Source organism: Nonomuraea insulae, assembly GCF_042656245.1.
Map to the genome: position 1 here is coordinate 279,180 of NZ_JBHSPA010000016.1, position 26,145 is coordinate 305,324.

The following is a 26,145-nucleotide window of genomic DNA, read 5'->3' on the forward strand; positions in this document are numbered from 1 at the left end:
CGTCCAGCGTGAGCACCTGATCCTCCGCGCGGAGGAGCCCGCCTCCTCCAAGTGGCCGCAGCTGCGCCCGGAGGGCGGAGCGATCCAGTGCCGCCGGGGCTTTAGGTTCGATTCATGCCCAACGACACGGCACTCTTCCTCGGCCAGTTCCTGCGCTCCCCTGCCACGATCGGCGCCCTCGCTCCCAGCTCCCGGTGGCTGGCCTCGTCCGTATGCACGCCGGTCCCCGAGCGGGGTGAGCCCATCGTGGTGGAGCTCGGCCCCGGGACGGGCTCGTTCACGGCGGAGATCCAGCAGCGACTGAGCGGGCGCGGCCACCATCTGGCCGTGGAGCTCAACGAGCCGCTGGCGCGGCTCCTGGCCGAGCGTTTCCCCGCGGTGGACGTGGCGCACGACGACGCCTCCCGGCTGGGCGAGCTGCTCGGCGAGCGGGGGCTGGGGCCGGCCGACGTGGTGGTGAGCGGGCTGCCGTGGGCGGCCTTCCCCGACGAGCTGCAGCGGGATCTGCTGGGGGCGGTGACGGATGCGATGAATCCGGGGGCGGCGTTCACGACGTTCTCCTACATTCACGCCATCCCGCTCAGTTCGGCGCGGCGGTTCCGTACGCTGCTGGCGGAGCGGTTCGAGGAGGTCGTGGCGGGGCGTACGGTGTGGCGCAACACTCCCCCGGCCTTCGTCTTCCACGCGCGCAGGCCCCGCTAGCAGGCCCGTTCCGCTGAGACGTGCGCCCCACCTCGTCCGCGTGATGCGGTGGGGAGGCGTCCGTGTGATGTGGTGGTTAGGCGTCCGCGTGATGCGGTGGGAAGGCGTCGGCGTGCGAAGAGCGGGGATCAGCGGGGTGTCCGGCCGCCCGATCAGCGCCTGGATCGGGCGGACCGCGCCGATTTCGGCCGGGAGCTACTGCTCAACCCCCTGCACGGCGCGGGCGTCCGGATCGCCCCCGCGGCTCGCGGCGCCCGTCGAGCCACGCCCTGCCTCCGCCGCCTTCACGGGCGGCGGCCCCGTGGATGCTCTTCCTCCTCCGCTGTCTCGTGGACCGCTGGAGTCACACCGGCCGCCATTGGCCCTCTGCCGGCCGAAGCGACGTTCTCGGCCTCGGCGAACAGGGCCGGTGCCGGCGCAACGGCGAGTCCACTTTCCTTCATTGCCCCCGCTACCCGAGGGCCGGGGATGCACACGCGGGGGGCTCAGCCGAAGGACGGGGGCCGCTTCTCGCGCAGCGCGCGTACGCCCTCGGCCACGTCGGGGCCGGTGAATCCGAGGAATTCCATGGCGAGCGAGGCGTCGAAGGAGGGGCCCGCCAGGCGCAGCCAGTTGTTGAGCGAGTATTTGGTGAGCCTGATCGCCTCCTGGGAGCCGGCCGCGAGCCTGACGGCGATCTCCATGGCCTTGTCGTGCACCTGGTCGTCGTCCACGCACAGGCTGACCAGCCCCATCCGCTCGGCCTCCTCGCCCGAGAGCGGCTCGCACAGCAGCAGGTGGTATTTGGCCTTGGCCAGCCCGCACAGCAACGGCCAGACGATCGCGGCGTGGTCGCCCGCGGCGACGCCGAGCCGGGTGTGGCCGTCGATGATCCGCGCGGTGCGACCGGCGACCGAGATGTCGGCCAGCAGCGCCACCGCGAGCCCGGCGCCGACGGCCGGGCCCTGGATGGCCGAGACGACCGGTTTGGAGCAGTTGAGCACGTTGTAGACGATGTCGCGGGCCTCGGTGAACACGCGCAGCCTGGTGGCGTGGTCGCGCATCATGTCCTCGATCATGGACAGGTCGCCGCCCGCCGAGAATGCCCGGCCCTCGCCCCTGACCAGGATCGCCCTGACGCTGTCGTCGCGGTCGGCGTCGCGCCAGACCTCGCCCAGCTCGCGGTGGGCGGTGGCGTCCACCGCGTTGAGTCTGCCGGGCTCGCTGATCGTGATCCGCAACACGCCGTCGGCGGGCGTGTCGAGCATCAGCTTCTCATAGGCGTCTTTCACAGGGACTCCCGTAGCCGCTCGGCCACATAGTCGCGGGCCTCGACGGCCTGGTCGAACAGGCCGGGCAGGACGAAGAAGCTGTGCACCGCGCCGTCGAACCTGCGCAGCCCGACGGGCACGCCCGCCTCGGCCAGGCGCTCCGCGTAGCGCTCGGCCTCGTCTCTGAGCACGTCGTATTCGGCCGTCACGACCGTCGCCGGCGCCAGGCCCGAGACGTCGGGCAGCCGCAGCGGGGACAGCCGGGGATCGGCGGGGTCGGCGTCGGCCGCGTATTGGCGGGCGAACCAGGCCATCTCCTCGGCGTCCAGCCCGAACCCCTTCGCGAACTCGACGTGGCTCGGCGTGTCCATGGCCACGTCGAGGATCGGGTAGACGAGCACCTGGTGGGCCAGCCGCAGGCCGGCGTCGCGGGCCTGCCAGGCGGCGACGGCGGCCAGGTTGCCGCCCGCGCTGTCGCCGATCACGGCGACGCTGCCGTTGCTCTGGTAGAAGGCGGGCCTGGCGAAGATGTCGCGCACCACGGTCCAGGCGTCGTCGGCGGCGGCGGGGAACGGGTCCTCCGGGGCCAGCCGGTAGTCGACCGACACCACCACGGCGCCGGTGCGGATGGCCAGGTCGCGGCCGACCGCGTCGTTGCGCTTGGCGCTGCCGAAGACCCAGCCGCCGCCGTGGAAGTAGACCACGACCGGCAGCAGGCCGTCGCCGGGGTCGGCCCGGTAGATGCGGATCGGCACGCCCTCGGCCTGCTCGTCGCGGAGGTAGGGCAGCTTCGTCATCGGCCCTCGGTGGGCCGCCAGGGCGTCCAGCCCGCGCATGTCGCGGATCTCGGCCGGGCCGATGGTGGCCAGGTCGGTGTTCAGATCCGACGGATACTGGGCGACGTAGTCCCGCGCCTGGGGGTGCAGCGGCATGATCGAAGCCTAGCGGGCCGCCTCGATGAACGCATCGAAGAGCCGGTTGTCCTCGCCGCGTTCCGGGTGCCACTGGACGCCGATGCCGAAGCGGTGTCCCTGCAGCTCGATCCCCTCGACGATCTGGTCCTCTGCCCAGGCCACGGCCAGCAGGCCCGAGCCGAGACGGCGTACGGACTGGTGGTGCGGCGCGACCACCTCCACCCGGTCGCCGACGGCCTTGCCGAGCTTGCTGGAGACGCTCACCTGGATCGTGTGGCCGGCTCCCGGCGTGGCGTGCCGGTCGCTGTCGAGCACCTCGGGCAGCCACGGGATCAGGGTGCCGCCCTGGGCGACGTTGAGCACGTGCATGCCGCGGGCGATGGCCAGGATGGGCAGGTCGGCGCGGATCGCGGCCCTGGCCACGGCCAGCTCGAACCGGTCGCGGTGCACCTGGGGCTCGGCGATGCGCTCGTCCTGCTCGCCGTTGTACGTGCCGGCGCCCATCTCGACGCCGCCGGCCAGGACGATGCCCTTCAGGCCGCTCACGTAGTCCTCGATGGCGTGCGGGCCGAGCGGCGGCAGCACCACGGGCGCGCCCCCGGCCCGGCCGACCGCCTTCGCGTAGGAGGGTGGAGACAGCACGGCCTCGCGTACCCAGTCGCCCCAGCGGGCTGCTTCGAAGTACGCGGTGATGCCGATCAGCGGTCGGGACATGCGATCTCCAGGGGGCATGGTGGAGTTCGTAGGGCCGTCAGCCCTGCCCAGGTGACGCCCCATGCTCCATCATGGCGCACAGTCTTTCCGATATGTCACCCCTCCCAAAGATCCCTTGCCTCCCCCACCATGCGAATTCCCAGGTTTCGTCCCCTTCTTTCCCCTGAACACCGCCCGCCGGCTCCGGCATTCGCCCCCCACGCGCTCGCGGGTCGTCAAGGGAGGCGGGCGGTGGTTTCCGTCCCGTCCCCGGCGTCGGTGAAGGTCTGCGAGAGCACCTGGGAGAAGACCTCGACCGGCTGGGCCCCGGAGACGGCGTACCGCTGCCCGAAGACGAACGTCGGCACCCCCGACACCCCGAGCTCCCTGGCGCGCAGCTCGTCGGCCCTGACCTCCTCGGCGAATCCGCCGTCGTCGAGCACGGCACGGGTGGCCACCGGGTCCAGGCCGCACTCGGCCGCCAGATCGGCCAGGGTGCCGAGGTCGGACAGGACGGCCCCCTCGGCGACGTAGGCGCTCATCAGGCGCTCGCGCACGGCCTCTCCCCTGCCCTCGCGATCGGCGTACTGGAGGAGGCGGTGGGCGTCGAAACTGTTGACGGCCCTGGCCAGGTCGAGGCGGTAGACGAGGCCCTCCTGGGCGGCCAGGTCGGTGAGCATGGCCATGCGGCGGTCGGTGTCGGCCCGGGTGCCGCCGAGGTCGCGATGGCTGCGTTCGGGAAGGGACATGGCCGGTTCGCGGCTGCCCCCGGGGTCGAGCTCGAAGCTGCGCCACCGCACCCGTACGTCCTCCCGCCGGGGGAAGGCGGCCAGCGCCCTGTCGAAGCGGCGCTTGCCCACGTAGCACCAGGGGCAGACGAGGTCGGACCAGATGTCGACGTTCAGAGTGCTCATGCGGGCCACGTTACGAGGATGGGCTTACCTTTCGTAAGTACGTACCTTGAAGTAAGCTCCTGGAGCATGGAAGTCGAGGATCTGTTCGCCGTCGACTGCTCCGGGCGTCAGGTGCTTGAGCACCTGACCAGCCGCTGGGGCGTGCTCGTGCTGGTCGCGCTCAAGGACGGCCCGCTCCGGTTCCACCGGCTCCGCGACCGGATCGAGGGCATCAGCGAGAAGATGTTGTCGCAGAACCTGCGCGTGCTGGTCAGGGACGGGATGCTCGACCGGTTCGTGGAGCCCACGTCGCCGCCGAAGGTGACCTATTCCCTCACGCCGCTCGGCCGGGAAGCGGTGGGGCACCTGTGCGGGCTGGTCGAGTGGATCACCCGTTCCGCGGAGAGGATCCTGGCGACCCAGGCCGAGCATGACCGCCGGAGTTGACCCCCTGACCCTTTCAGAATACGAAAATTAATTATTTTCGTATTTGCCGACCGTAATTCTCCGAAGATTGCGCGCGGAGAATCACGGTGTCACTACTGATAGTTCTGCTTCGCACCGTATTGAGGGGAAACGGTTGTGACGCATCAGTGGTGGTGTAACACTCGATTTCGAGCGCCGGACATGCCGGGGAGGGGTCCCGCGCTCACGACCCGGAACCGTCAGGGAGGTGAACGGCGAAGGCCGGAACGCGTTTCCGGCCAAGGGGTGGGGTTGTTTGTATGTCGTTGAATCCGCGCCTGGTGAAGGAGAGCTTCTCCGTCGTCGAGCCGGTGGCCGAGAAGGCCACGGCCTACTTCTACGGCCGGTTGTTCGCCGAGAATCCGCATCTGCGAGGCATGTTCCCGCCCGCGATGGACGTACAGCGGGACCGGCTGTTCAGCGCGTTGACCCGGATCGTCTGGAGCCTGGACAGCCCCGACGGCCTGGCCGGCTATCTGGGGCAACTCGGCAGGGACCACCGGAAATACGGCGTCGTCGCCGAGCACTACACGGCCGTGGGCAACGCCCTGCTGGCCACGATCCGGCGTTTCGCGGCCGACGTGTGGAACGACGAGATCGAGGCCGCCTGGGTGGCGGCGTACACGGCGGCGGCCAATCTCATGATCGAGTCGGCCGAGTCGGACGCGGGGGTCTCCCCCGCCTGGTGGCTGGCCGAGGTCGTCGACCACGAGCAGCGCCACCGGGACATCGCGGTGATCACGTTGCGGCCGACGCAGCGGCTGCCGTACACGCCCGGCCAGTACGTCAACGTGCAGACCGCGCGCTGGCCGCGCGTCTGGCGCACGTTCTCGATCGCGAACGCGCCGCGCCAGGACAACACGATCAGGCTGCACGTGCGCTCGGTGCCCGGCGGCTGGGTGTCGACCGCGCTGATCAGGCACACCCGCGTCGGCGACACGCTCATGGTAGGCCCGCCGATGGGCACGATGGCGCCGTGCGAGCGCAGCGTGCGCGACGTGCTGTGCGTGGCCGGCGGCACGGGCCTGGCGCCGCTGAAGGCGATCGTGGAGTCCATCATCGCCTCCGGCCGCCGTCCCAACATCCACCTGCTGTACGGCGCCCGCTCCGCCGGGGAGCTGTACGACCTGCCTGACCTGATCAGGATGGAGTCGTCGTTCCCCTGGCTGCGCGTGCTGCCGGTGGTGTCGGACCAGCCCTCCTACGAGGGCATGCGCGGCCATCTGCCCGAGGTGGCGCAGCGCTTCCGCTCCTGGGCCGAGCACGACGTGTACGTGTGCGGCCCCACCTCCATGGTCAACGAGACCGTGCGCCGCCTGCAGATCGACGGCGTGCCGCTGGCCCGCATCCACCGGGACATCATCCAGGGCGAACGCTGAAATGTCGGCGTTTTTCTAGATCAGGAGGTTGACAGCGGGGGTTGGGCAGTGCCATCTGGATATTGACACGCCAAGTGGAGGTGGAATGTGCCATCCCCCGCCCGGCGCCGAAAAATCGGCGGATTAGCCACCCTCATCACCGTGACGTTCCTCCTCACCACGGCCCCCGCCGCAGCCGCAGAGACGGCCTCAGAGGCGGTGCCGCTGATCGAGCTCGGCTCCGACGCCTACGCCAACGCCACCAGCCAGCACGGCACCCAGACCGGGCCCGACACCTACCAGTGGAACTCGACGATCGTGGCCGCGCAGCAGGCGGGCCGCTTCCACGACGGAGGGGCGTCCGGGATCGCGTTCGCGACCTCCGGCGACAACGGCGTCACGTGGGCGAAGGGCGTGCTGCCCGGGCTCACCGCGTTCGGCGGCGGGCCGTACGCGCGGGTCAGCGACCCGTCGGTGGCCTACGACGCCGGGCACGGCGTGTGGCTGATCACCTCACTGGCGCTCGCCGACGCCGGCGGGGTGAGCGGGGCGGCCGTGCTGACCAGCCGCTCCACCGACGGGCTGACCTGGGACGCGCCCGTCACGACCGCCGTCGGGGGCGACCTGGACAAGAGCTGGGTCGTCTGCGACAACGGCGCGGACAGCCCCTTCCGCGGCCGCTGCTACGCGGTCTTCGACGACCACGGCACCGGCAACGCGATCAAGGTGGCCCGTTCCTCCGACGGTGGCCTGACCTGGGCCGTCGCCGGCACCTCGGCCGCCGGGCTGGGCGGGCAGCCGGTGGTACGGCCGAACGGGGCCGTGGTGGTGCCCTACCTGAGCGAGGACGGCCAGATCCGCTCCTTCCGCTCCCGCGACGGCGGGGCGAGCTGGGGCGAGAGCGTGCTGGTCTCGCAGGTGCAGCGGCACACCGTGGCCGGAGGCCTGCGGGCCGCGCCGCTGCCGTCGGCGGAGAGCGACGCCTCCGGCACCGTGTACGTCACCTGGCACGACTGCCGCTTCCAGATCGGCTGCGCCGCCAACGACATCGTGCTCAGCCGTTCGGCGACGGGCAACGCGTGGGGCGACGTCCTCCGGGTCACCGGCGACGGCGGCGACCACTTCATCCCCGGGCTCGGCGTGGATCGCGCGAGCACCGGCGACACGGCCCGGCTGGCGCTCGCCTACTACCGCTACCCGGACGCCGCCTGCGCGCCCGCCACGTGCCGCCTCACGGTCGCCTACACCTCCTCCAGCAACGGCGGGGCGAGCTGGTCACCGCCGATGGAGCTCCAGGGGCCGGTGCCCCTGGACTGGCTGGCCGATTCCGCGCAGGGCCGTACCGTGGGCGACTACATCTCCACCTCGGTCGTCCCGGGCGGCAGCGCCTTCCCCGCCTTCGCGGTCGCGGCCCCGCCCGCGGGCGGGGCCATGAACGTACGGGTGCACACGGTCACGGGCGGCCTGCCCATCGTGGGCGGCGACCCGCCCACGATCTCCATCGAAGCGGCCATCGCGACGGGCGACACCCCGCCCACCCTCTCGACGACGGCCCGCTGAACCGGGGGAGGTGATACCGCGTCAGCGGCCGAAGGCGGCCGCGGTCTCCTCGTCGCTGGGCCAGAACGTCTCGATGGCCAGCTCGGACACCGTCACGTCCAGCGGCGTCCCGAACGTCGCGATCGTCGTGAACATCGACAGGACCCGGTCGCCGTCCGCGATCCGCAGCGGCACCAGGATGTCGGCGGGCCCGGGAACGTGCGCCACGTTGAGGTCCGCCCCCGGATACGTGTACGCCGCCAGCTCGTCGTGCAACTCCGCCAGCTGCCCGTTCCCCGACGCCTCGGCCTGCCGGCGAAGCTGGTGCAGCAGGTGGGCGCGCACCTCGGCCAGGTTCAGCAGCCGCCCGCCCATGGCCTGCGGATGCAGCGACAGCCGCATCACGTTGACCGGCTCCTCCAGCAGCTCGGCGGGCACCCCTTCCATGAACATGGCGGCCGCCGCGTTGGCCGCGACCAGGTTCCACGTGGCGTCCACCACGACCGCCGGGTACGGCTCGTGCCCGGCGAGGATCTTGTCCAGCGCCTGCCGGACCACCTGCATCTCGGGAGCGCGTACCTCCCGTTCGGGATAGACCGGGGCGAACCCCGCGGACACCAGCAGTCTGTTGCGGTGCCGCAGCGGCACTTCCAGCTCCTCCGCCAGTTTCATCGCCATCTCCCGGCTCGGCCGGGCGCGCCCGGTCTCCAGAAAGCTGATGTGGCGAGCCGAGACGTCGGCCTCGATGGCCAGGTCGAGCTGGCTCACCCGCCGCCGCTGCCGCCACGAGCGCAGCAGCTCACCGAAGGACTCCACTTGTACGGCAACCGCTCCCATGCCCGACACCGTATCGAGCCGGGGGAAGGGTCTCGATTACCCGGGAGGTAATGCGCGGTGGACATTGCGGTGAATCTCCCAGTCCTCGGTAACTGTCGGTGCCACATGGCACGATGGCCGCAAGCGAACATGGGAGCGATGCTATGAGTGACGCGATGCTCGCGATCGGCACCCGCAAGGGCCTGTTCCTCGCCCGTTCGGCGGACGGCGGTCCCTTCGAGATCGAGCCGATCCAGTTCTCCACGGTCGCGGTGCCCTCGGTGGCGATCGACACCCGAGGCGCCACACCCCGGCTGCTGGCCGGCATCGAATACGGCCATTTCGGCCCGTCGGTCATGTACTCCGACGACCTCGGCCAGACCTGGCAGGAGGCGGAGCGCCCGCCGATCGCCTTCCCCGAGAAGACGGAGACGACGCTCGCCCGCGTCTGGCAGCTCCACCCCTCTCCGTCCGAGCCCGACGTGGTGTGGGCGGGGGTCGAGCCGGCCGCGCTGTTCCGTTCCGAGGACCGCGGCGTCACCTACAGGCTCGTCGAGGGCCTGTGGGAGCACCCGCACCGCGAGCAGTGGCAGCCGGGCGGCGGCGGCCTGTGCCTGCACACGATTCTCAGCCACCCGACCGACCCGGAGGTCATGGCGATCGCGGTCTCGGCCGCCGGCTTCTACCGCACGACCGACGGCGGCCGGTCCTGGGAGGCGGCCAACAAGAACATCCGGGCCCCGTTCATGCCGGAGGGGCAGCAATATCCGGAGTTCGGGCAGTGCGTGCACAAGGTGACCGTGCACCCGTCCCGGCCGGAGCGGCTCTACCTGCAGCACCACTTCGGCGTCTACCGCAGCGACGACTTCGGCGGGAGCTGGCGCGACATCGGCTCGCCGCTGCCGTCGGACTTCGGCTTCCCGATCGCGGTGCACCCGTCGCGGCCCGACACGATCTACGTGCTGCCGCTGACGGCCGACATGGACCGCACGCCGGTCGATCACCGCTACCGGGTCTACCGCAGCGACGACGCGGGCAAGACCTGGCAGCCGTTCTCGAAGGGCCTGCCCGAGGGGCCGGTGCACGCGACCGTGCTGCGCGATGCGATGACCTCGTCGGAGGCGGGGGTGTTCTTCGGCACGCGTGACGGCGAGGTCTACTGCTCGCGTGACGACGGCGAGAGCTGGTCGCTGGTCGGCCGGCATCTGCCCGACGTGCTCACCGTGCGCGCGGCGGTGCTCTAGCCGATGTCGAAACCGGTGACGATGGTCGTGTTCGTGCTGCCCAGTTCGCTGCGCAGGTGGGTGAGCGGGCGGACGGAGGTCAAGGTCTTCGCGGTCGGCGCCGACCGCGACTCCCCGCCCACCCTGGGCTCGGCGCTGGACACGCTGCGGCGTACGCATCCGATGCTGGAGGAGCGGTTGCGCGACGACTACGGGCGCATCCGCAGGCACATCAGCATGATCGTCTGCGGGGAGAACGCCCGGGGGCTCGGCGGTCTCGACTGCGCCCTGCCCCCGGGCGCCGAGGTCTACGTGCTCCCGGCGCTCGCCTGAAACGATGCTTGTGGTGGACGGGGCCCGTCCACCACAGCCTTCACGGGCAGACGCGGCCGTTGGCCTCGAAGGCCGCGTGGGTCAGCGGCATGAGCCCGGCCCACTGCTCCTCCATCTTCTCGGCGACCATCTCGATCTCGCGCTGCGGGAAGGAGGGGAAGGCGGAGTCCTCGCGCTTGACGCGCAGCGACAGGAAGTTCATCAGCGCGCGCGCGTTGCAGGTGGCGTACATCGAGGAGTAGAGGCCGACCGGGAGCACGGTGCGGGCCACCTCCCTGGCCACGCCCGCCTCCAGCATCTCCAGATAGGCGCGGTAGGACTGCCGGTAGCTGTCCTGGGTCGCCTTGCTCACCAGCTCGTGCTGCTCGGGGGTGCCGTCGAGGAAGACGTATTTGCCGGGCTTGCCCTCCTGGACCAGCTTGCGGTCCGCCCCCGGCACGTAGAAGACGGGCACGAGCTGCCGGTATCTGCCGGACTCCTCGTTGTAGGAGAACGTACGGTGCCGCATGAACTCGCGGAAGACGAAGATCGGCGCGCTGATGTAGAAGGTCATCGAGGAGTGCTCGAACGGGGTGCCGTGCCGATCCCGCATCAGGAAGTTGATCAAACCTTTGGAGCGCTGGGGATCGGCCTCGATCTCGGCCAGCGAGCTCTCACCCTTGGTGGAGACGCGTGCCGCCCACAACACGTCGGCGTCCGAGGCGGCGGACTTGATCAGCTCCACGTCCATGTCGCTACGGAACTTGACCTCGACCTCCGGTTCGACCTGGCCCATGCACAACCCCACTCCCGCTCGATGATGTGTCGGTTCAAGCAAACCAGGTCCCGCCCCCATGCGCGAGTCGGCGGTACGGCAGGTCAGCGCGGTTCTCCCCCGGACGCGGGCGGTCAGAGCCGGTAGATGCGCCGGGCGTTGCCGGAGCCGATCATGTGGGCGACCCTGGCCGCGTCGGACGTGCTCCACTCCCCCGTGGCCAGCCTGGAGCCGAGCGCCGCGGCCAGGGCGTGCCGGTAGTAGAGAGCGCCCAGGTAGCCGGTCTCGGCCAGGCCGCGGCAGCAGGAGCTGAACAACTGCTTGTGGAACGGGGCCAGCTCCAGCAGCTCGTCCACGACCCGGGCCGAGGCCGCGGTGTACGGCGGGGCGAGGCCGACGTCCACGTACACGTGCGGGAACGCCCCGGCCAGATAGGCGGCCTGGCGGTGGTAGGGATGGCAGTGCAGCAGGATGACCGGCACGCCGAGCGGCTGCAACTCCCTGACGAAGGCGCTCAGCCCCGCGGGATCGGCCCCGAACCCGCTGTGGAACTGCACCGGCAGCCCCCGCTCCCTGGCCACGTCGACCGCGCTCCAGAGCAGGTAGCGCAGCAGGATCGGGTCGGTCAGGAGCTCCTTGGGGTCGGCCAGCCGCCGGTTGGCCGCCGCGATCACCGCGCCCCTGGTGGGCCTGGCCGGGTCGAGGTCGAGGCCCATCAGGGAGCCGATGACCGTCTTGAGCCCGACCGCCCTGGCGGCCCTGGCGGCCAGCTCGTCGGCCAGGGCGTCGAGGTAGTCCACGCCGAGCTGCGCGGTCTCGGCCACGTCCCGTTCGATCTGCTCGATCCGTACCAGCTCGTCGGCGGCCGCCCCGCCGTGGCGGCCCATCTCGGCGGCGCTCAGCACGTCGGCGTCCTGCGGCCCCTGGCGATCGCTGCTGTCCACCAGGAACGCCACCACCCCGGCCCCGGCCAGCAGCCGCCGGTTGACCTCACCCGCGCCGAGCTCGGCCCGGCGGGCCAGGTAGACGGCGGGCGGGGCGTGCGGCTCCAGGTCGAGCAGCGGCGCGCACCAGCGGCGGACGGCGGCGCCGGACGGCGTGTCGAAATGGGTCGTGCCGGGCGGCGCCGGGACGCCGCCCTCGCCGATGAGCAGCTCGAACTGGGCTCTGCTCAGGTCGTCTCGCCGCACCCCGTGACAGTGGTGGTCGACGAGCGGGGCGAGCAGCGCGTCACGCACTGTGCCGGGCAGGTCTACGGGGAGCATGCGGAGACTCTAGGGGACCCCGCACGCTCCCGCGCCCGTTTTACCTACCTGCGGGACAGCCGCAGCACGTTCGCGATGATCTTCGCGCCCGCGCCGCCCTCCTGGGTCAGGATCGACTCCGGGTGGAACTGCACGGCGAAGCGCCGCCGCGCGGGGTCCTCGATGGCCATGACGTTGCCGTCGGGCGTGAGCGCGGTCGGGACGAAGCCCACCACGCCGGGCCGCTTGGCGTGCAGCGAGTGGTAGCGGGCCGCGGTGAACTCCTCCGGCAGCCCCTCCAGCAGCGCGCTGTCGCCCAGCCGCGCGACCTGGCCGCGCTTGCCGTGCTCGGGGTAGTCGAGCAGCTCCAGCGTGCCGCCGGCCTGCTCCACCATGGCCTGCAGCCCCAGGCAGACGCCGAACACCGGCAGGTCGCGGGCGTAGACCTGGTCGAGCAGGGCCGACATGCCGAAGTCGGTCGGCCAGCCGGGGCCGGGCGAGAGCACCACCAGGTCGGGCGCGATCTCGTCGATCATCGGCGCGGGGAAACCGTGGCGCAGCGTCACCACGTCGGCGCCCTCCTGGCGGAAGTAGTCGGCCAGGGTGTTGACGAAGGAGTCCTCGTGGTCCACGAGCAGCACCTTCATGCCCAGGCCCGGCTGCTCCCTCGGCACCTCGACCGGCACGGCGTCGGGCTGGTTGACCGCGGCCAGCGCGCCGAGCAGGGCGCTGGCCTTGAGCTCGGTCTCGCGCTCCTCCGCCTCGGGGTCGGAGTCGAACAGCAGCGTGGCGCCCGCCCTGACGGTCGCCACGCCGTTCTTGATCTGCGCGGTACGCAGGGTCAGGCCGGTGTTCATGGAGCCGTCGAAGCCGATGAAGCCGATGGCCCCGCCGTACCACCTGCGGGTGGTCGCCTCGTTGTCCTCGATGAACTGCATCGCCCACGCCTTGGGCGCGCCGGTGACCGTGACGGCCCACATGTGGGTGAGGAAGGCGTCGAGGGCGTCGAACTCGGGGCGCAGGCGGCCCTCGATGTGGTCCACCGTGTGGATGAGGCGGGAGTAGAGCTCGATCTGGCGGCGGCCGATGACCTTGACGGTGCCCGGTACGCAGATGCGCGACTTGTCGTTGCGGTCCACGTCGGTGCACATGGTCAGCTCCGACTCCTCCTTGACGCTGGACAGCAGCGTCCGGATGGCCTCGGCGTCCTCGACGGGGTTGCTGCCGCGGGCGATGGTGCCGGAGATGGGGCAGGTCTCGACACGGTCGCCGCTGACGCGTACGAACATCTCGGGCGAGGCGCCGACCAGGTGCTCGCCCTCTCCGAGGCTGATGATGAACTCGTACGGGGCCGGATTGCTGATGCGCAGGCCGCGGTAGAAGGCGGACGGGTCGGTGCAGGTGGCGTGGAAGACCTGCCCGGGCACGACCTCGAACAGGTCGCCGCGCTTGAACTTCTCCTTGGCGGCGGCCACCACCTTGGCGTACTCGCCCCTCACCGGGTCCTTCGGCGGCACGCCCGGCGTGACCGCGGGCGCGGTGTCGCCGGTGCGCTCCAGCCCGCGGGTGCTCGTGCCGTCCACGGTGAACTCGTAGCGGAGTTCGACGCTGCTCTCGCGCTGCCGGTCGATCACCACGATCCGGTCGGGCAGGTGCAGCACGAGGTCGCGCTGGTCGTCGGGGCGGACGAGCTCCTGCCTGATGGGCTCGAACTGGAAGGCCAGGTCGTAGCCGAACGCGCCGTAGAGCCCGAGGTGCGAGTCGTCGCCCTTGAAGGCGGCGATGACCTCGCGGATCGCGGTGAACACGGTGGGCCTGCGGCTGCGCATCTCCTCCGGCAGCAGGTCCTCCGACTCCGGTACGTGCACCTCCACCCGGTCCAGCGTGGGCTCGGTGACCGGCTTGCCCGCGGCCAGCAGGCAGGAGGCGATGGCGGGCAGCACGACCCGGCCGCGCGCGTTGAGCGCGGTCGCCGAGATGGTACGGCCCCTGGCGACCAGCTCCAGGCACGGGTCGACGTAGCCGAACGCCCATCGGCTGTAGCGGCCCGGGTAGTCCATGCCCGAGGAGAAGGCGCCCCCGCGCCGCTCCGCGAGGGAGGTCACGATCTCTTCGAGGGCGGCCTCGTCCACCTCGCGTGTCTCGCGTTCGACGCCGATGCCCCCGGCGGTGGTATATCCGCTCGTCTCCACTTGTTGCCCCTTTGCCACGTCAAATGATCGAGCCCCGGGGGCGGACACGAGAAAGGCCGCCATCCCGGGGCGGCCGTCCGTTGAGGAATGCGAAACACGCGCCGCCTAGGAGCGGCGCCACCACTGGAGCTGAGCGTGAGTTCGCATGCCGTCTAGGGTAACCGCCCGACCATGATCGCGCAACGCGACCCGCCAACCCGGACCGTTCAGCTCCCCGCCGACGCGGCGACCCTGGGGACGCCCGGGGATGCGGGTTCCGTGGGCGTCCAGCAGTCGCTGAGGGGTGGGTGTTGATTTTGAATACAGAGCTGTACTGTATTTGTGTAGTCGGTTGGAAGGAGATGTGGGATGACGGAGACCGAGGCGATCGTGCTGCCCGTAGAGCGGCCCACGCCGTTCGATCCCCCCTTGGAGATGGCCGGGTTGCGGGAGAAGAGGCCCGTCGCGCGGCTGGCATACCCCGACGGGCATCAGGGGTGGCTGGTGACCAGTCATGCGCTCGTGCGTGAGGTGCTGGCCGACCAGAGGTTCAGTGCGAGGGCCGAGTTGCGGCATGTGCCGATCGAGGGCGCCGGGGGCGGCGGGCAGCCTGCCCCGCCCGGGATGTTCATCTCGAACGACCCGCCCGTGCACACCCGCTACCGTCACCTGCTCACCGGCGAGTTCACCGTGCGCAGGATGCGGCTGCTCACCGAGCGGGTCGAGGCGGTCACCGTCGAGTACCTGGACGCCATGGAACGTCAGGGGCCGCCGGCCGACCTGGTGAAGGTGTTCACGGGGCCGATCCCGGCCGTGGTGATCTGCGAGCTGCTGGGCGTGCCGGAACAGGAGCGCGAGGACTTCATGTCCGACAGCGCCAAGCTCAGCCGGCCGGGCCTCCCGCGGGAGGAGATGATGACGGCCTTCCTCGCGATGCAGGCCCACATGAAGGAGCTCGTGCTGGCCAAGCGGGCGAGCCCGACGGACGACATGCTCAGCGGGCTGGCCAAGAGCGACCTCACCGAGGAGGAGCTGACCAACATCGGCTTCATGCTGCTCGGCGCCGGCCTGGACACCACCGCCAACATGCTCGCCCTGGGCACCTTCGCGCTGCTGCGGAACCCGGAACAGCTCGCCGTGCTGCGGGCGGACCCGGGCGGCGTGGACCACGTGGTGGAGGAGCTGATGCGGTTCCTGGACATCATCCCCTTCCTGCTTCGTACCGCGCTGGAGGACGTCGAGCTGGGCGGCGAGCTGGTCAGGGCCGGGGAGACGGTCACCGTCTCACTCGCGGCGGCCAACCGCGACCCGGGCCGCTTCCCCGACCCCGACCGCCTGGACCTGCGGCGGGCGAGCGGCGGGCACGTGGGGTTCGGGCACGGCGTGCACCAGTGCCTGGGGCAGCAGCTCGCCCGGGTGGAGATGCGGGCGGCCTTCCCCGCGTTGTTCGGCCGGTTCCCGTCGCTGCGGCTGGCCGTCGAGGCGGAGGAGGTGCCGCTCCGTACGGACATGCTCATCTACGGCGTGCACAGCCTGCCCGTCACCTGGGACGTGACATAGATGGGCGGCTCAATAGACTGCTGCAGGACGGCCTCTACGACACGATGGTGACCCGGAGCAGATGACGATTTCCCGCGACGGAGCCCGGCGCCCGGCCGGCCGGCCGCGCAGCCAGGAGGCCGACCTGGCCATCCTGGCCGCGGCGCTCGACCTGCTGATCGAGCAGGGCGCGCAGCAGACCAGCATCGAGCAGGTCGCCAAGCGGGCCGGGGTGACGCGCGCGACGGTCTACCGCAGGTTCGCCGACAAGACGGCGCTGCTGGTGCGGACGCTGGAGTGGGCCAACCACGACAACGACCCCGGGCTCACCGGCTGGCGCGACGTCGAGCACATGTTCGGCGACTGGGCGGCGTACCTGGCGATCCCCCGTCACCGGCGGCTGCTGCGCCGGCTCTACGGCAGCCGCGACGACTATCCCGAGCTGATGGGCGCCTACCGGCTGGTCAACGGCGGGCGCCGGGCGGCGCTGGTGCGGGAGACGTTGTCCGAGGCCCGCGACCTCGGCCGGCTTCCGCGCGAGGTGGACCTGGAGGTGGTGCAGGAGGTGTTGTCCGCGGCGGTGATCTATCACCTCGGCGCCTATCCCGACGACGAGGACGCCGGGCGGATCACGGCGTACCTCATGAAGATCCTGACACAGTTCGGCTTCCGGCAGTGACAGCGGACGGCGGGACGATCTAGCCTCGGCGTCCATGGAACGGCCCTTGGCCTGGCGTCCGGTCACCGTGATCGCGGTCCTGTTGTTCGGGGTGCTGCTCGCGCTGAGCCCCGGTTACGGATATCACCGCGACGAGCTGTACTTCCGCGTGTTGTCCGAACACCCCGGCTGGGGGTACGTCGACCAGCCGTCGCTGACGCCGATGCTGGCCAGGGCCGGGATCGCGGTGTTCGGCGACACGGTGACCGGGATCAGGGTGCTCCCGGCCCTGTCCATCGCGCTGCTGGTCGTGCTCGTGGCCCTCATCGCCAGAGAGCTGGACGGGGGCACGGCGGCCCAGGTCCTGGCCGCCGCGGGGACGGCGACGGGGGTGTACTCGCTGATCGCGGGGCACTCGCTGCTGACGCTCTCCTTCGACCTGCCGCTGTGGGCGGCGGCGATCCTGTTCCTGCTCAGGGCGCTGCTGCGGGAGCAGCCGCGCTGGTGGCTCGCGGCCGGGGCGGTCATCGGGCTGGCCACCTACAACAAGCACCTGATCGCGCTGCTGGTGCTGGGACTGGCGGCGGGGCTGCTCATCGCGGGCCCGCGGCGGTTGCTGGCGAGCCCCTGGTTATGGGCGGGGGCGCTGCTCGCGGTGGTGCTCGCGCTGCCGAATCTCCTCTACCAGGTCACGAACGGCTGGCCGCAACTCTCGATGGCGGCGGCGCTGAGTGAGGACAAGGGCGCGGAGCTCCGGGTGTTGTTCGTGCCGATGCAGCTCATTCTGTTCGGGCCGGTCGTGTCGGTGATCGGGGCGTTCGGGTTCGTCCGGCTGTGGCGGGACCGGCGGGTGCGGGCGCTGGCGATCGCGTACCCGGTGGCGGCGGCGCTGACGCTGATCAGCGGGGGCCGCTTCGACTACACGGCCGGGCTGATCCTGCTGCTGTTCGCGGCGGGCTGCGTGAGCGCCGCGAAAGCCGCGCGCGTGCGGCTGGCCGGCGGGTTCCTGGCGGCCAACGCGGTGGCCGGCCCGCTGATCGCGCTGCCGCTCATCCCGGTGGCCGCGCTGGCCGCGACCCCCGTGCCGGCGATCAACGAGGTGGCGCGCGAGTCCGTCGGGTGGCCGCAGTTCACGACGGCGGTGAGCGGGGTACGCGACGCGCTGCCGCCCGCGGAGCGTGAGCGGGCGGTGGTCGTGACGGGCAGCTACGGCGAGCACGGAGCGCTGGCCAAGGCCGGGATGCCGCGCGTCTACTCGGGCCACAACCAGCTCTGGGACTACGGCCCGCCGCCCGCGGACGCCACGGTGGCGATCCTGGTGAACATCGGCCCGGGCGGCCTGGCGCTGTTCGACTCGTGCGAGGAGCGGACCCGGGTGGACAACGGCGCCGGCGTCGAGAACGAGGAGCAGGGCCTGCCGATTCACCTGTGCAAAGGCCCGAAACAGCCTTGGTCCACCATGTGGCCTATGTGGCGACATTTCAGCTGACCAGATTTCATTTTACGCAGCAAAGTAACGTTTTACGTCACCTATTGCTTTCCCGACAAGATCTCTTCACCCTTCTCGACAGAGGCGTAAAAGATCACCTCTGCCCATGTCTTGAAGGAGAGCCAGTGCCCCACACCCTCCGCTGGCGTGCGATCCTCACCGGGGTCGTGACCGTCGCCGGCCTGTTGGTCCCGCAGGCCGCGGCGCAGGCAGCGCCAGATCCCGGCAAGATCGACACAACCGTCCAGGCGCAGCTCGCGCAGGACGACAAGGCCACCTTCTGGGTACGGATGAAGGGAAGCGCCGACCTGAGCGGCGCCCGCCGTGCCGTCACCAAGGAGTCGAAGGCCGAGCTGGTCTTCGAGGCCAAGAACGAGCGCGCCGAGTCCTCCCAGGAGGGCTTACGCAAGTTACTCGACTCCCAGCACGCCGACTACACCCCGTACTGGATCGTCAACGCGGTGAAGGTCACCGCGGACGAGAAGCTCGCGTCCGAGATCGCGAGCCTGCCCGAGGTCGAGCGCATCTTCCCGGTACGCACCCTGTCGCTCCCCAAGCCGATCTCCGGCAAGGCCGAGGCCAAAGTGAACGCGGTCGAGTGGAACATCGACCGGGTGAACGCGCCGCGCGTGTGGAACGAGCTGGGCAACCGCGGTGAGGGCGTCGTGATCGCCCACATCGACACCGGCGCCCAGTTCGACCACCCCGAGCTGGCCGCCAGTTACCGGGGCAGGAACCCGGACGGCTCCTACACCCACGACTACAACTGGTTCGACCCGGCGCGCATCTGCCCGGCCGCGGCGCCGTGCGACAACAACGGCCACGGCACGCACACCATGGGCACGATGGTCGGCGCGAACGGCATCGGCGTGGCGCCGGGCGCCAAGTGGATCGCCGCCAAGGGTTGTGAGGTCAACACCTGCACCGACGCCTCCCTGCTGGCGGCCGGCCAGTGGCTGGTGCGGCCGACCGATCTGAACGGCCAGAACCCGCGCCCCGACCTGGCGCCGGACATCATCAACAACTCCTGGGGCGGGGACGGGTTCGACCCGTTCTACAAGGAGGTCGTGGACTCCTGGATCGCGGCGGGGATCTTCCCGGCCTTCTCCAACGGCAACGAGGGGCCCGCCTGCCGCACCAGCGGGTCGCCCGCCCAGTACGTGACCTCGTACAGCGCGGGCGCCTTCGACATCAACAACGCCCTGTACACCCGCTCCAGCAAGGGCGAGGGCGAGAACGGCGAGACCAAGCCGAACATCGCCGCCCCCGGCGTCAACGTGCGCTCCTCGACCCCCGGCAACACCTACGACAGCTACACCGGCACCTCGATGGCCTCGCCGCACGTGGCGGCCACGGTGGCGCTGATCTGGTCGGCGGCGCCCGGCCTGCTGGGCAACGTGGCGGCGACCAGGCCGCTGCTGGACGGCACCGCGACGGACGTCAGCGACACGAGCTGCGGCGGCACCGCGGCCGACAACAACGTCTGGGGCGAGGGCCGGCTGGACACCTACGCCGCCGTGCTGGCCGCGCCCGACGAGGGCCTGGGCGACCTGTCCGGCACGGTGACGGCGGGCGGCGCGCCCGCGGCCGGCGTGTCGGTCTCGGTCGCCGGGCCGCTGAACCGCACCGTGACCACGGGCGCGGACGGCAGGTACGCCATCCCGCGCCTCCTGGCCGGCGACTACCGGATCACCGCCTCGAAGTTCGGCTACGCCGAGGCCACCGCGAACGTGACGATCACCGCCGACCAGGCCGCGACCGTGGACGTGCCGATCACGGTGCTGCCGACGGGCGTGGTGTCCGGCACGGTCACCACGGCAGGCACTCCGGAGCCGGGCGCGACGGTGGCGGCCGCCGGGACACCGGTGAGCGGGGTGACCGACGCGGCGGGCCACTACAGCCTGACATTGCCGCACGGCTCGTACGAGCTGACGATCACTCCCTCCTCCCGCTGCTCCAGCGCCTCGACGGCGGCCGTCGAGGTGGCCGGTGACGTGGCCAGGAACATCGAGCTGCCGCTGCGCGGCGACAACTTCGGCTACACCTGCAGGAGCGGCGCGCAGGCGTACGTGGCGGGCTCGGAGAAGCTGGCGCTGACAGGTGACGACGAGGCCGCGCAGGTCACGCTGCCGTTCCCGGTCCCGTTCTACGGCACGGGGTACGGCAAGGCGTGGATCGGCACGAACGGATACGTCATGTTCGCCACGGACCGGATCACGACCGGCAGCAACGGCACGCTGCCGACCTCGGGCACGCCCAACAACGCGATCTACCCGTACTGGGACGACCTCATCGTGGACGCCCAGGCCGGGATCTACACGGCGGTGACGGGCACGGCGCCGCACCGGACGTTCGTGGTCGAGTGGCGCAACGCCACCTTCTACAGCGAGACCGGGCAGCGGGTGTCGTTCTCGGCGCTGCTGGGCGAGGACGGCTCGGTCGGGTTCCGGTACAAGGACGTCGAGAGCGAGCGCGACCAGGGCGTCAGCGCCACGGTCGGCGTCGAGAACGCGGCGGGCAACGACGCGCTGCTGTACTCCTACAACCAGGCGGTCCTGGCCACCGGGCAGGGCCTGTCGTTCACGGCCAGCAGGCACGGCCTGGTCACCGGCGCGGTCACCGACGCCAACGACGGCCAGCCGATCGCCGGGGCGACGGTGAAGGTGGGCGACGTGGCCACGTTCACGACCGGCGAGAACGGCGCCTTCTACGGTCAGGTGCTGGCCGGGGACTACGACGTCGTGGTGTCCAAGGAGCACTACGGCACCTTCACCCAGCCGGTCACCGTGGGGCCCGCGACGGTGACGAGGATCGACACGGCGCTGGTCACGGGCCGGGTGAGCGCGGCGGCGGCGGAGCTGACCGTGGTGCTGCCCGCCGAGTCGAGCCGGACGCGGACGATCGAGCTGACGAACCTGGGTACGGCGACGCCGTACACGGCGGCCGGTGAGTCCTGGTTCACGGTGTCGCCGGCGGCGGGCGAGCTGGCCAAGGGGCAGAAGGTGAGCCTGAAGGTGAACGTGTCGAGCGCGGGCGTCGTGCCCGGCACGTTCCGCGAGGGCAAGCTGACGGTCAAGTCCGCCAGCGGGCGGCAGCCCACGATCGAGATCAAGGTGACGGTCGTGGTGCCCAAGCACCAGGTCGCCATCGACGTGGGCGCCACCAGGAACGCGGTGGACGGCGCCGGTGACACCTGGACGCCGGACAAGAAGTACGCCCAGGGCGGCTACGGGTACGTGGCCACCCAGAACCGTACGGAGAGCACGTCCAGGACCATCTCCGGCACCACCGACCAGACCCTGTTCAGGACGGCCAGGGAGTCGATGCTGGAGTACCGGTTCGACAACGTGCCGGCCGGGACGTACACGGTGGAGCTGGACTTCGCCGACCTGAAGAACACGCAGATGGGCAAGCGGGTCTTCGACGTGCTGGTCGAGGGGCAGCTCGCGATCCCGGCGCTGGACCTGGCGCTGGAGGCGGGCACGTACACGGCGGTGAGCAGGCAGTACACCGTGAAGGTGACCGACGGGCAGCTCAACGTGCGCTTCGCGACCCGGCAGGGCGCGACGATCGTCAACGCGGTGCGCATCTCGGAACGGCCGGACCGGGTGACTCCGTAACCGTGACGGGCCCGTCCCCGGCGGGGGCGGGCCCGTCATCCGGAATCCGCTCATCGGCGAAGAAAGGGGCAAAGCAACACCCTCAACAAGGAGATTCCCCATGCGTAAGCAACTGGCGCTCGCCGTGGCCGTGCTCGGCGCGGGCGCGGCCCTGGCCTCGCCCGCGCAGGCTCACCATCGTGACGACGGCCCCCGTGTCACGGGCCTGACGACCGCGGGCGACCTGGTCGTCTTCTCCGCCGCCGACCCGAAGGCGGTGGAGCGGGCCGGCCGGATCAGCGGCCTCAAGGGCGACATGAAGGTGGTCGGCATCGACTACCGGGTGCAGAACGGCAAGTTGTACGCGGTCGGCGACAAGGGCGGCGTCTACACCCTGGACAACAAGGCCAGGGCCACCAAGGTCTCGCAGCTCACCGTCGCGCTGAGCGGCGAGAGCTTCGGCGTCGACTTCAACCCGGCCGCCAACCGGCTGCGCGTCATCAGCGACGCCGGCCAGAACCTGCGGCACAACCTGGACGACCCGAACGGCGCCCCCGCCGCGGGCACGACGGCCACCGACGGCACGCTGACCAACCCGCCCGTGCCGCCCGCCGCGGGGGTGACCGCGACCGGCGTGACCGGCGCCGGCTACACCAACAACGACCTGGACGCCACCACGGCGACGACGTTGTTCGACGTGGACACCATGGCCGACCAGGTCTCGGTGCAGTCCCCCGCCAACGCCGGCAACCTGGCGCCGACCGGCAAGCTGGGCGTGGACGCGCAGACCGACGCGGGCTTCGACGTCTACAGCCGGCTCCGCAAGGGGGTGACGGTGTCGAACACCGCCTACGCCACGCTCAAGGCGGACAACGCCTACCGCTTCTACACGGTGAATGTGCTGACCGGCGCCGTCACCGTCGTTGGAACGTTCCCGGCCAACCGTCAGGTGAGCGACATAGCCATCCAGCTCGGCTGATTGCGCAACGGTTGCCCCCGGGCTACCGCACTCCGGCCGCATATGTTACTGGTTAGTACATGAGACGCGTGCGGCTTCAGCGTGATCTTGAGGTGCCGATGCCCGACGGCGTGACACTGCTGGCCGACCACTACGCCCCCGCCGGAGGCGAACGGGCCCCCGTCATCCTGATGCGCTCCCCCTACGGCCGGCGCGGCATGTTCGGCTGGTACTACGGGCGCGGCTTCGCCCGGCAGGGCTTCCACGTCGTCATGCAGAGCTGCCGGGGCGGTTTCGGCTCCGGCGGCCTGCTGGACCCGCTCGGCGACGAGCACGACGACGGCCTGGCGACCGTGGCCTGGCTGCGCGAACAACCCTGGTACGGCGGCTCGTTCGCCATGTTCGGCCCCTCCTACCTGGGCTACACGCAGTGGGCGATCGCGGCCGACGCCGGACCCGAGCTCAAGGCCATGGCCACGCAGATCACCGCCTCCCAGTTCAGGGACGCGGCCTACGTGGGCGGGGCGTTCGCGCTGGAGTCGACGCTGAGCTGGACGACTCTCACCGACGGCATGTCGCGCCGCTTCGGCGGCACCTCGGTGCTGACCGCGCCCCGGCTCACCCGCAGGGCGGTCCTTTCCGGCCGCCCTGTGGCGGAGCTGGACCAGGTCTCGGCCGGCCGGCCGCTACGCTTCTACCAGGACCTGCTCCAGCACCACGCCGACCCGGCGGTCCCCTACTGGGACAGGCGTGACTTCTCGGCCAAAGTGGGTGAGGTGGAGGCGGCGGTGACCATGCTGGGCGGCTGGTACGACGTCTTCCTGCCGTGGCAGCTCAAGGACTACGCGGCGCTGCGGGCGGCGGGCCGGCGGCCCTACCTGACGATCGGCCCCTGGTACCACATCGACAGCCGGCACAGCCGCCCCACCATGGCCGACGCCTCAGCCTGGTTCCGCGCCCACCTGCTGGGCGATCGCTCCCTGCTGCGGCCGGACCCGGTGCGGATCTACGTGACGGGCGCCGAGGAGTGGCGCGACTACTCCGACTGGCCGGTGCCCGGCACGCGGGAGTGGCGCTGGCACCTGCAACACGGGTTCGGGCTCGGAGTGGACGGGCCGCTGGAGGCGGAGCCGGACCGGTTCCGCTACCACCCGTCCCATCCGACGCCGGTGATCGGCGGTCCCGTGCTGCTGGGCGACTCCAGGCCGCGTGACCAGCGGCGGCTGGAGCAGCGCCGCGACGTGCTGGTCTACAGCTCGGCCGCGCTGGAGTCGGACGTGGAGCTGATCGGCCCGGTACACGCGGAGCTGTTCGTGCGCTCCAGCACCCCCTACGTGGACGTGGTGGTGCGGGTGTGCGACGTGCACCCGGACGGGCGCTCGTTCAACGTGTGCGAGGGCGTGCGCCGTCTGGGGCCCGGCCCCGGCGACGTGCGGCGCGTCGACGTCGAACTGTGGCCGATCGCGCACCGGTTCCGGCGCGACCACCGGATCAGGGTGCACGTGGCGGCGGGAGCGTACCCGACGATCGCCCGCAACCACGGCACCGGCGACCCTCTCGGCGCGGGCGGCACGGACAGCCGGATGGTGCCCGCCGACGTCGAGGTCTTCCACTCCCCCGACCGGCCCTCGGCCGTGGTGCTGCCGCTGTGCGCGCCTCAAGGCTGATGTCGCTGGTCCTGCTGCTGCAGGGCCGGGGCGGGATGACGGCGGCGGAGCTGGCCAGGGAGCTGGAGGTCTCCGAGCGCACCGTGCACCGGGACGTGCTGGCGCTGTCGGAGGCGGGCGTGCCGGTCTACGCCGACCGGGGGCGGGGCGGGGGTTACCGGCTGCTCGACGGGTACCGTACCCGGCTGACCGGGCTGGACCGGGCCGAGGCCGAGGCGCTGTTCCTGTCGGGGGTGCCGGCCGCGCTGCGGGAGATGGGGTTGCACGAGGTGGCGGCCACGGCCCGGCTCAAGGCCGCCGCCTCGCTCTCCCCCGCGCTGCGGGACGCGCCCGCGACGGCGGCGCAGCGCTTCCATCTGGACGCGCCCGGCTGGTTCGCCGGCGACGAACCGCCGCCGGCCGCGCTGGCGCCGCTGGCCAGGGCCGTGTGGACCGATCGGCGGGTCTCTGCGCTCTACAAGGACAATCCGCGCACGCTGGAGCCGTACGGTCTGGTGCTCAAGGCGGGCGCCTGGTACCTGGCCGCCCGCCTGAGAGGGCGGTTCCTGATCTTCCGGGTGCACCGGTTCGGGGAGATCTCCGTGCTGGACGAGCCTTTCGAGCGGGATCCGGGCTTCGACCTGGCCGTCTTCTGGGCCGGGCAGTCGGCGGAGTTCTCCCGCTCGCTGCTGCGCGAGGTGATCACGTTGCGGCTCAGCGAGCACGGGGTGCGGATGCTCCGGCACGTCGCCGATCCCGCCGCGCTGGACGACGCGCTGGCCTCGCTGCGACCGGACGGGACCGTACGGCTGGCGGTGGAGTCGGTGCGCGTGGCGTACTCGCAGGTGCTGCGGTTCGGGCCGGAGGCGGAGGTGCTCGATCCGCCGGAGCTGCGGGCGATGCTCGCCGAGGCCACCGCCCGCATGTCCGGCCTCTACCGGTAGGACTCCCAGCCGGTGTCGCCGCCCTTCTCGCGCGTCTCGGTGATGTAGCTCCACACGCGCGGCCGGCTGCCGTCCACGTCGGTCAGCCCGTACGCCTGGGCCAGTTCCTCGCTGCTGACCGACCTGCCCGACCAGCGCCCCTTGTCCGGGTCCTGGGCGATGGCGGCCACGCCGCGGCCGACGTAGGCCGGGGTCTCGGAGACCATCCACGCGGAATCCACTTCGGCCTCGCGCCAGTTGTCCTCGGTGACGCCGAAGTTGTCGAGCATCGCCTCCGAGCGCAGGAAGCCCGGCGTCACGGCCACGCCCGTGCCCTCGTACGGGCGCAGCTCGTTCGACCAGGCGAAGGCCAGGCGGTTGACCGACATCTTGGCCAGGTCGTAGTAGACGTTCTCCCGGTAGCGGGTCTCGTTGAACGACCAGGTGCCGTCGGTGACCTCCACCGCCAGGCCGCCCTTCTCCTTGATCAGCAGCGGCATCAGGTGCCTGGCGCTGAGGATGTGCGTGTCGATCGCGAGCCTGAGCAGCCGGAACCCGTTGTCCACGTCGTGTTTCCAGACCGGCGTGTCCCACTCCCAGAGGCCGTCGCCGCCCCACACGTCGTTGACCAGCACGTCGAGCCGCCCCTGCTCCCGCTCCACCCGCCCGGCCAGCACCTCGACCTGGGCCGGGTCCAGGAAGTCGCACGCGACGGGGATGCCCGTGCCGCCGGCCGCGGTGACCAGCTCCGCGCTCTCCTCGATGGTCTCCGGCCGGTTCATCTCCGAGCGCCGCTCTCGCGTGCTCCTGCCCGCGCAGTAGACCGTCGCGCCGGCCGCGCCGAGGGCCACCGCGATCCCCCGGCCGGTTCCGCGGGTCGCACCCGCCACCAAAGCAATCATGAGGGCGATCGTGCCCCGAAAAGCCGACACGGTATGTCATGTTTTTCTGAGAACCCCTGTGATAAGTACGGAGTTA

At 71.0% G+C, this 26,145-nt stretch carries 22 protein-coding genes; 13 read left to right on the top strand and 9 right to left on the bottom strand.

Translation table 11 applies throughout. The features are described from left to right. Positions 1-114 precede the first annotated feature (114 nt). The gene (locus ACFPZ3_RS13185; RefSeq protein WP_379514323.1) at positions 115-702 is read left to right on the top strand and encodes a class I SAM-dependent methyltransferase; all 588 of its coding nucleotides are present in this window, start codon (positions 115-117) and stop codon (positions 700-702) included. Positions 703-1,187: 485 nt separating this feature from the next. On the opposite strand, the gene ACFPZ3_RS13190 is transcribed toward ACFPZ3_RS13185, so the two are convergent. The 4 genes from ACFPZ3_RS13190 to ACFPZ3_RS13205 form a co-directional block, all read right to left on the bottom strand. Beyond that, entirely contained in the window at positions 1,188-1,973 is a 786-nt protein-coding gene (locus tag ACFPZ3_RS13190; protein ID WP_379514324.1) for an enoyl-CoA hydratase/isomerase family protein, read from the bottom strand. Next, on the bottom strand, positions 1,970-2,884 hold the full coding sequence (locus ACFPZ3_RS13195; RefSeq protein ID WP_379514325.1) for an alpha/beta hydrolase: 915 nt from the start codon (positions 2,882-2,884) through the stop codon (positions 1,970-1,972). Before ACFPZ3_RS13195 ends, ACFPZ3_RS13190 begins: the two co-directional genes overlap by 4 nt. A 9-nt stretch (positions 2,885-2,893) precedes the next feature. After that, positions 2,894-3,580 carry a gamma-glutamyl-gamma-aminobutyrate hydrolase family protein gene (locus tag ACFPZ3_RS13200; RefSeq protein WP_379514326.1) on the bottom strand — a complete coding sequence of 229 codons (687 nt, stop codon included), beginning with the start codon at positions 3,578-3,580 and terminating at the stop codon, positions 2,894-2,896. Between the two features lie 215 nt (positions 3,581-3,795). Then, positions 3,796-4,473 (bottom strand): DsbA family oxidoreductase, encoded by a 678-nt coding sequence (locus tag ACFPZ3_RS13205; RefSeq protein WP_379514327.1) that lies wholly within the window; start codon positions 4,471-4,473, stop codon positions 3,796-3,798. A gap of 66 nt (positions 4,474-4,539) precedes the next feature. Here ACFPZ3_RS13205 and ACFPZ3_RS13210 point away from each other — a divergent pair, with 66 nt between their 5' ends. The 3 genes from ACFPZ3_RS13210 (at position 4,540) to ACFPZ3_RS13220 (ending at position 7,835) form a co-directional block, all read left to right on the top strand. Next, on the top strand, positions 4,540-4,899 hold the full coding sequence (locus tag ACFPZ3_RS13210) for a winged helix-turn-helix transcriptional regulator (protein WP_379514328.1): 360 nt from the start codon (positions 4,540-4,542) through the stop codon (positions 4,897-4,899). Between the two features lie 278 nt (positions 4,900-5,177). Beyond that, positions 5,178-6,296 (top strand): globin domain-containing protein, encoded by a 1,119-nt coding sequence (locus ACFPZ3_RS13215; protein WP_379514329.1) that lies wholly within the window; start codon positions 5,178-5,180, stop codon positions 6,294-6,296. A 141-nt stretch (positions 6,297-6,437) separates the two neighbouring features. Then, positions 6,438-7,835 carry a sialidase family protein gene (locus ACFPZ3_RS13220; RefSeq protein WP_379514330.1) on the top strand — a complete coding sequence of 466 codons (1,398 nt, stop codon included), beginning with the start codon at positions 6,438-6,440 and terminating at the stop codon, positions 7,833-7,835. 21 nt (positions 7,836-7,856) lie between these two features. Here ACFPZ3_RS13220 and ACFPZ3_RS13225 read toward each other — a convergent pair whose 3' ends face one another. Beyond that, the gene (locus ACFPZ3_RS13225) at positions 7,857-8,651 is read right to left on the bottom strand and encodes a helix-turn-helix domain-containing protein (protein WP_379514331.1); all 795 of its coding nucleotides are present in this window, start codon (positions 8,649-8,651) and stop codon (positions 7,857-7,859) included. Positions 8,652-8,794: 143 nt separating this feature from the next. Between ACFPZ3_RS13225 and ACFPZ3_RS13230 the strand changes: the two genes are divergently transcribed. After that, a complete protein-coding gene (locus ACFPZ3_RS13230) occupies positions 8,795-9,874 on the top strand; it encodes a WD40/YVTN/BNR-like repeat-containing protein (RefSeq protein WP_379514332.1) in 1,080 nt (359 codons plus the stop codon). A gap of 3 nt (positions 9,875-9,877) precedes the next feature. Next, positions 9,878-10,186, top strand: coding sequence for a ubiquitin family protein (locus ACFPZ3_RS13235; protein ID WP_379514333.1), 309 nt, complete (start codon positions 9,878-9,880; stop codon positions 10,184-10,186). Positions 10,187-10,226: 40 nt separating this feature from the next. On the opposite strand, the gene thyX is transcribed toward ACFPZ3_RS13235, so the two are convergent. The 3 genes from thyX to ACFPZ3_RS13250 all read right to left on the bottom strand — a co-directional run bounded on the left by thyX (position 10,227) and on the right by ACFPZ3_RS13250 (position 14,376). Next, positions 10,227-10,961, bottom strand: a complete 735-nt coding sequence (gene thyX / locus ACFPZ3_RS13240) for an FAD-dependent thymidylate synthase (protein WP_379514334.1) — start codon at positions 10,959-10,961, stop codon at positions 10,227-10,229. Positions 10,962-11,074: 113 nt separating this feature from the next. Further along, a complete protein-coding gene (locus ACFPZ3_RS13245; RefSeq protein ID WP_379514335.1) occupies positions 11,075-12,205 on the bottom strand; it encodes an amidohydrolase family protein in 1,131 nt (376 codons plus the stop codon). A gap of 44 nt (positions 12,206-12,249) precedes the next feature. Further along, the gene (locus tag ACFPZ3_RS13250) at positions 12,250-14,376 is read right to left on the bottom strand and encodes an anthranilate synthase component I (RefSeq protein ID WP_379514336.1); all 2,127 of its coding nucleotides are present in this window, start codon (positions 14,374-14,376) and stop codon (positions 12,250-12,252) included. A 348-nt stretch (positions 14,377-14,724) separates the two neighbouring features. Here ACFPZ3_RS13250 and ACFPZ3_RS13255 point away from each other — a divergent pair, with 348 nt between their 5' ends. The 7 genes from ACFPZ3_RS13255 to ACFPZ3_RS13285 all read left to right on the top strand — a co-directional run bounded on the left by ACFPZ3_RS13255 (position 14,725) and on the right by ACFPZ3_RS13285 (position 25,188). Further along, entirely contained in the window at positions 14,725-15,915 is a 1,191-nt protein-coding gene (locus ACFPZ3_RS13255; RefSeq protein ID WP_379514337.1) for a cytochrome P450, read from the top strand. 61 nt (positions 15,916-15,976) lie between these two features. After that, positions 15,977-16,573, top strand: coding sequence for a TetR/AcrR family transcriptional regulator (locus tag ACFPZ3_RS13260; RefSeq protein ID WP_379514338.1), 597 nt, complete (start codon positions 15,977-15,979; stop codon positions 16,571-16,573). A 34-nt stretch (positions 16,574-16,607) separates the two neighbouring features. After that, on the top strand, positions 16,608-18,041 hold the full coding sequence (locus ACFPZ3_RS13265; RefSeq protein WP_379514339.1) for a glycosyltransferase family 39 protein: 1,434 nt from the start codon (positions 16,608-16,610) through the stop codon (positions 18,039-18,041). A 125-nt stretch (positions 18,042-18,166) separates the two neighbouring features. Further along, positions 18,167-21,661: a S8 family serine peptidase gene (locus tag ACFPZ3_RS13270; protein ID WP_379514340.1), complete on the top strand. Its 3,495-nt coding sequence runs from the start codon at positions 18,167-18,169 to the stop codon at positions 21,659-21,661. Between the two features lie 100 nt (positions 21,662-21,761). After that, complete coding sequence (locus ACFPZ3_RS13275; RefSeq protein WP_379514341.1) at positions 21,762-22,619, top strand: DUF4394 domain-containing protein; 858 nt, start codon at positions 21,762-21,764, stop codon at positions 22,617-22,619. 59 nt (positions 22,620-22,678) lie between these two features. Further along, positions 22,679-24,265 carry a CocE/NonD family hydrolase gene (locus tag ACFPZ3_RS13280; protein ID WP_379514342.1) on the top strand — a complete coding sequence of 529 codons (1,587 nt, stop codon included), beginning with the start codon at positions 22,679-22,681 and terminating at the stop codon, positions 24,263-24,265. After that, entirely contained in the window at positions 24,247-25,188 is a 942-nt protein-coding gene (locus ACFPZ3_RS13285; protein ID WP_379514343.1) for a helix-turn-helix transcriptional regulator, read from the top strand. Before ACFPZ3_RS13280 ends, ACFPZ3_RS13285 begins: the two co-directional genes overlap by 19 nt. Here the strand turns inward: ACFPZ3_RS13285 and ACFPZ3_RS13290 are convergent. Next, the gene (locus ACFPZ3_RS13290) at positions 25,179-26,069 is read right to left on the bottom strand and encodes an SDR family oxidoreductase (protein ID WP_379514344.1); all 891 of its coding nucleotides are present in this window, start codon (positions 26,067-26,069) and stop codon (positions 25,179-25,181) included. The two genes, ACFPZ3_RS13285 and ACFPZ3_RS13290, sit on opposite strands and share 10 nt — an antisense overlap. Positions 26,070-26,145: the final 76 nt, after the last annotated feature.

Excerpts from the sequence above, each read along its gene's own strand:
- ACFPZ3_RS13185 (WP_379514323.1), top strand. The coding sequence starts at position 115 with ATGCCCAACGACACGGCACTCTTCCTCGGCCAGTTCCTGCGCTCCCCT.
- ACFPZ3_RS13195 (WP_379514325.1), bottom strand. The coding sequence starts at position 2,884 with ATGCCGCTGCACCCCCAGGCGCGGGACTACGTCGCCCAGTATCCGTCG.
- ACFPZ3_RS13200 (WP_379514326.1), bottom strand. The coding sequence starts at position 3,580 with ATGTCCCGACCGCTGATCGGCATCACCGCGTACTTCGAAGCAGCCCGC.
- ACFPZ3_RS13205 (WP_379514327.1), bottom strand. The coding sequence starts at position 4,473 with ATGAGCACTCTGAACGTCGACATCTGGTCCGACCTCGTCTGCCCCTGG.
- ACFPZ3_RS13210 (WP_379514328.1), top strand. The coding sequence starts at position 4,540 with ATGGAAGTCGAGGATCTGTTCGCCGTCGACTGCTCCGGGCGTCAGGTG.
- ACFPZ3_RS13215 (WP_379514329.1), top strand. The coding sequence starts at position 5,178 with ATGTCGTTGAATCCGCGCCTGGTGAAGGAGAGCTTCTCCGTCGTCGAG.
- ACFPZ3_RS13225 (WP_379514331.1), bottom strand. The coding sequence starts at position 8,651 with ATGGGAGCGGTTGCCGTACAAGTGGAGTCCTTCGGTGAGCTGCTGCGC.
- ACFPZ3_RS13230 (WP_379514332.1), top strand. The coding sequence starts at position 8,795 with ATGAGTGACGCGATGCTCGCGATCGGCACCCGCAAGGGCCTGTTCCTC.
- ACFPZ3_RS13235 (WP_379514333.1), top strand. The coding sequence starts at position 9,878 with ATGTCGAAACCGGTGACGATGGTCGTGTTCGTGCTGCCCAGTTCGCTG.
- thyX (WP_379514334.1), bottom strand. The coding sequence starts at position 10,961 with ATGGGCCAGGTCGAACCGGAGGTCGAGGTCAAGTTCCGTAGCGACATG.
- ACFPZ3_RS13245 (WP_379514335.1), bottom strand. The coding sequence starts at position 12,205 with ATGCTCCCCGTAGACCTGCCCGGCACAGTGCGTGACGCGCTGCTCGCC.
- ACFPZ3_RS13255 (WP_379514337.1), top strand. The coding sequence starts at position 14,725 with ATGACGGAGACCGAGGCGATCGTGCTGCCCGTAGAGCGGCCCACGCCG.
- ACFPZ3_RS13260 (WP_379514338.1), top strand. The coding sequence starts at position 15,977 with ATGACGATTTCCCGCGACGGAGCCCGGCGCCCGGCCGGCCGGCCGCGC.
- ACFPZ3_RS13265 (WP_379514339.1), top strand. The coding sequence starts at position 16,608 with ATGGAACGGCCCTTGGCCTGGCGTCCGGTCACCGTGATCGCGGTCCTG.
- ACFPZ3_RS13275 (WP_379514341.1), top strand. The coding sequence starts at position 21,762 with ATGCGTAAGCAACTGGCGCTCGCCGTGGCCGTGCTCGGCGCGGGCGCG.
- ACFPZ3_RS13280 (WP_379514342.1), top strand. The coding sequence starts at position 22,679 with ATGAGACGCGTGCGGCTTCAGCGTGATCTTGAGGTGCCGATGCCCGAC.
- ACFPZ3_RS13290 (WP_379514344.1), bottom strand. The coding sequence starts at position 26,069 with ATGATTGCTTTGGTGGCGGGTGCGACCCGCGGAACCGGCCGGGGGATC.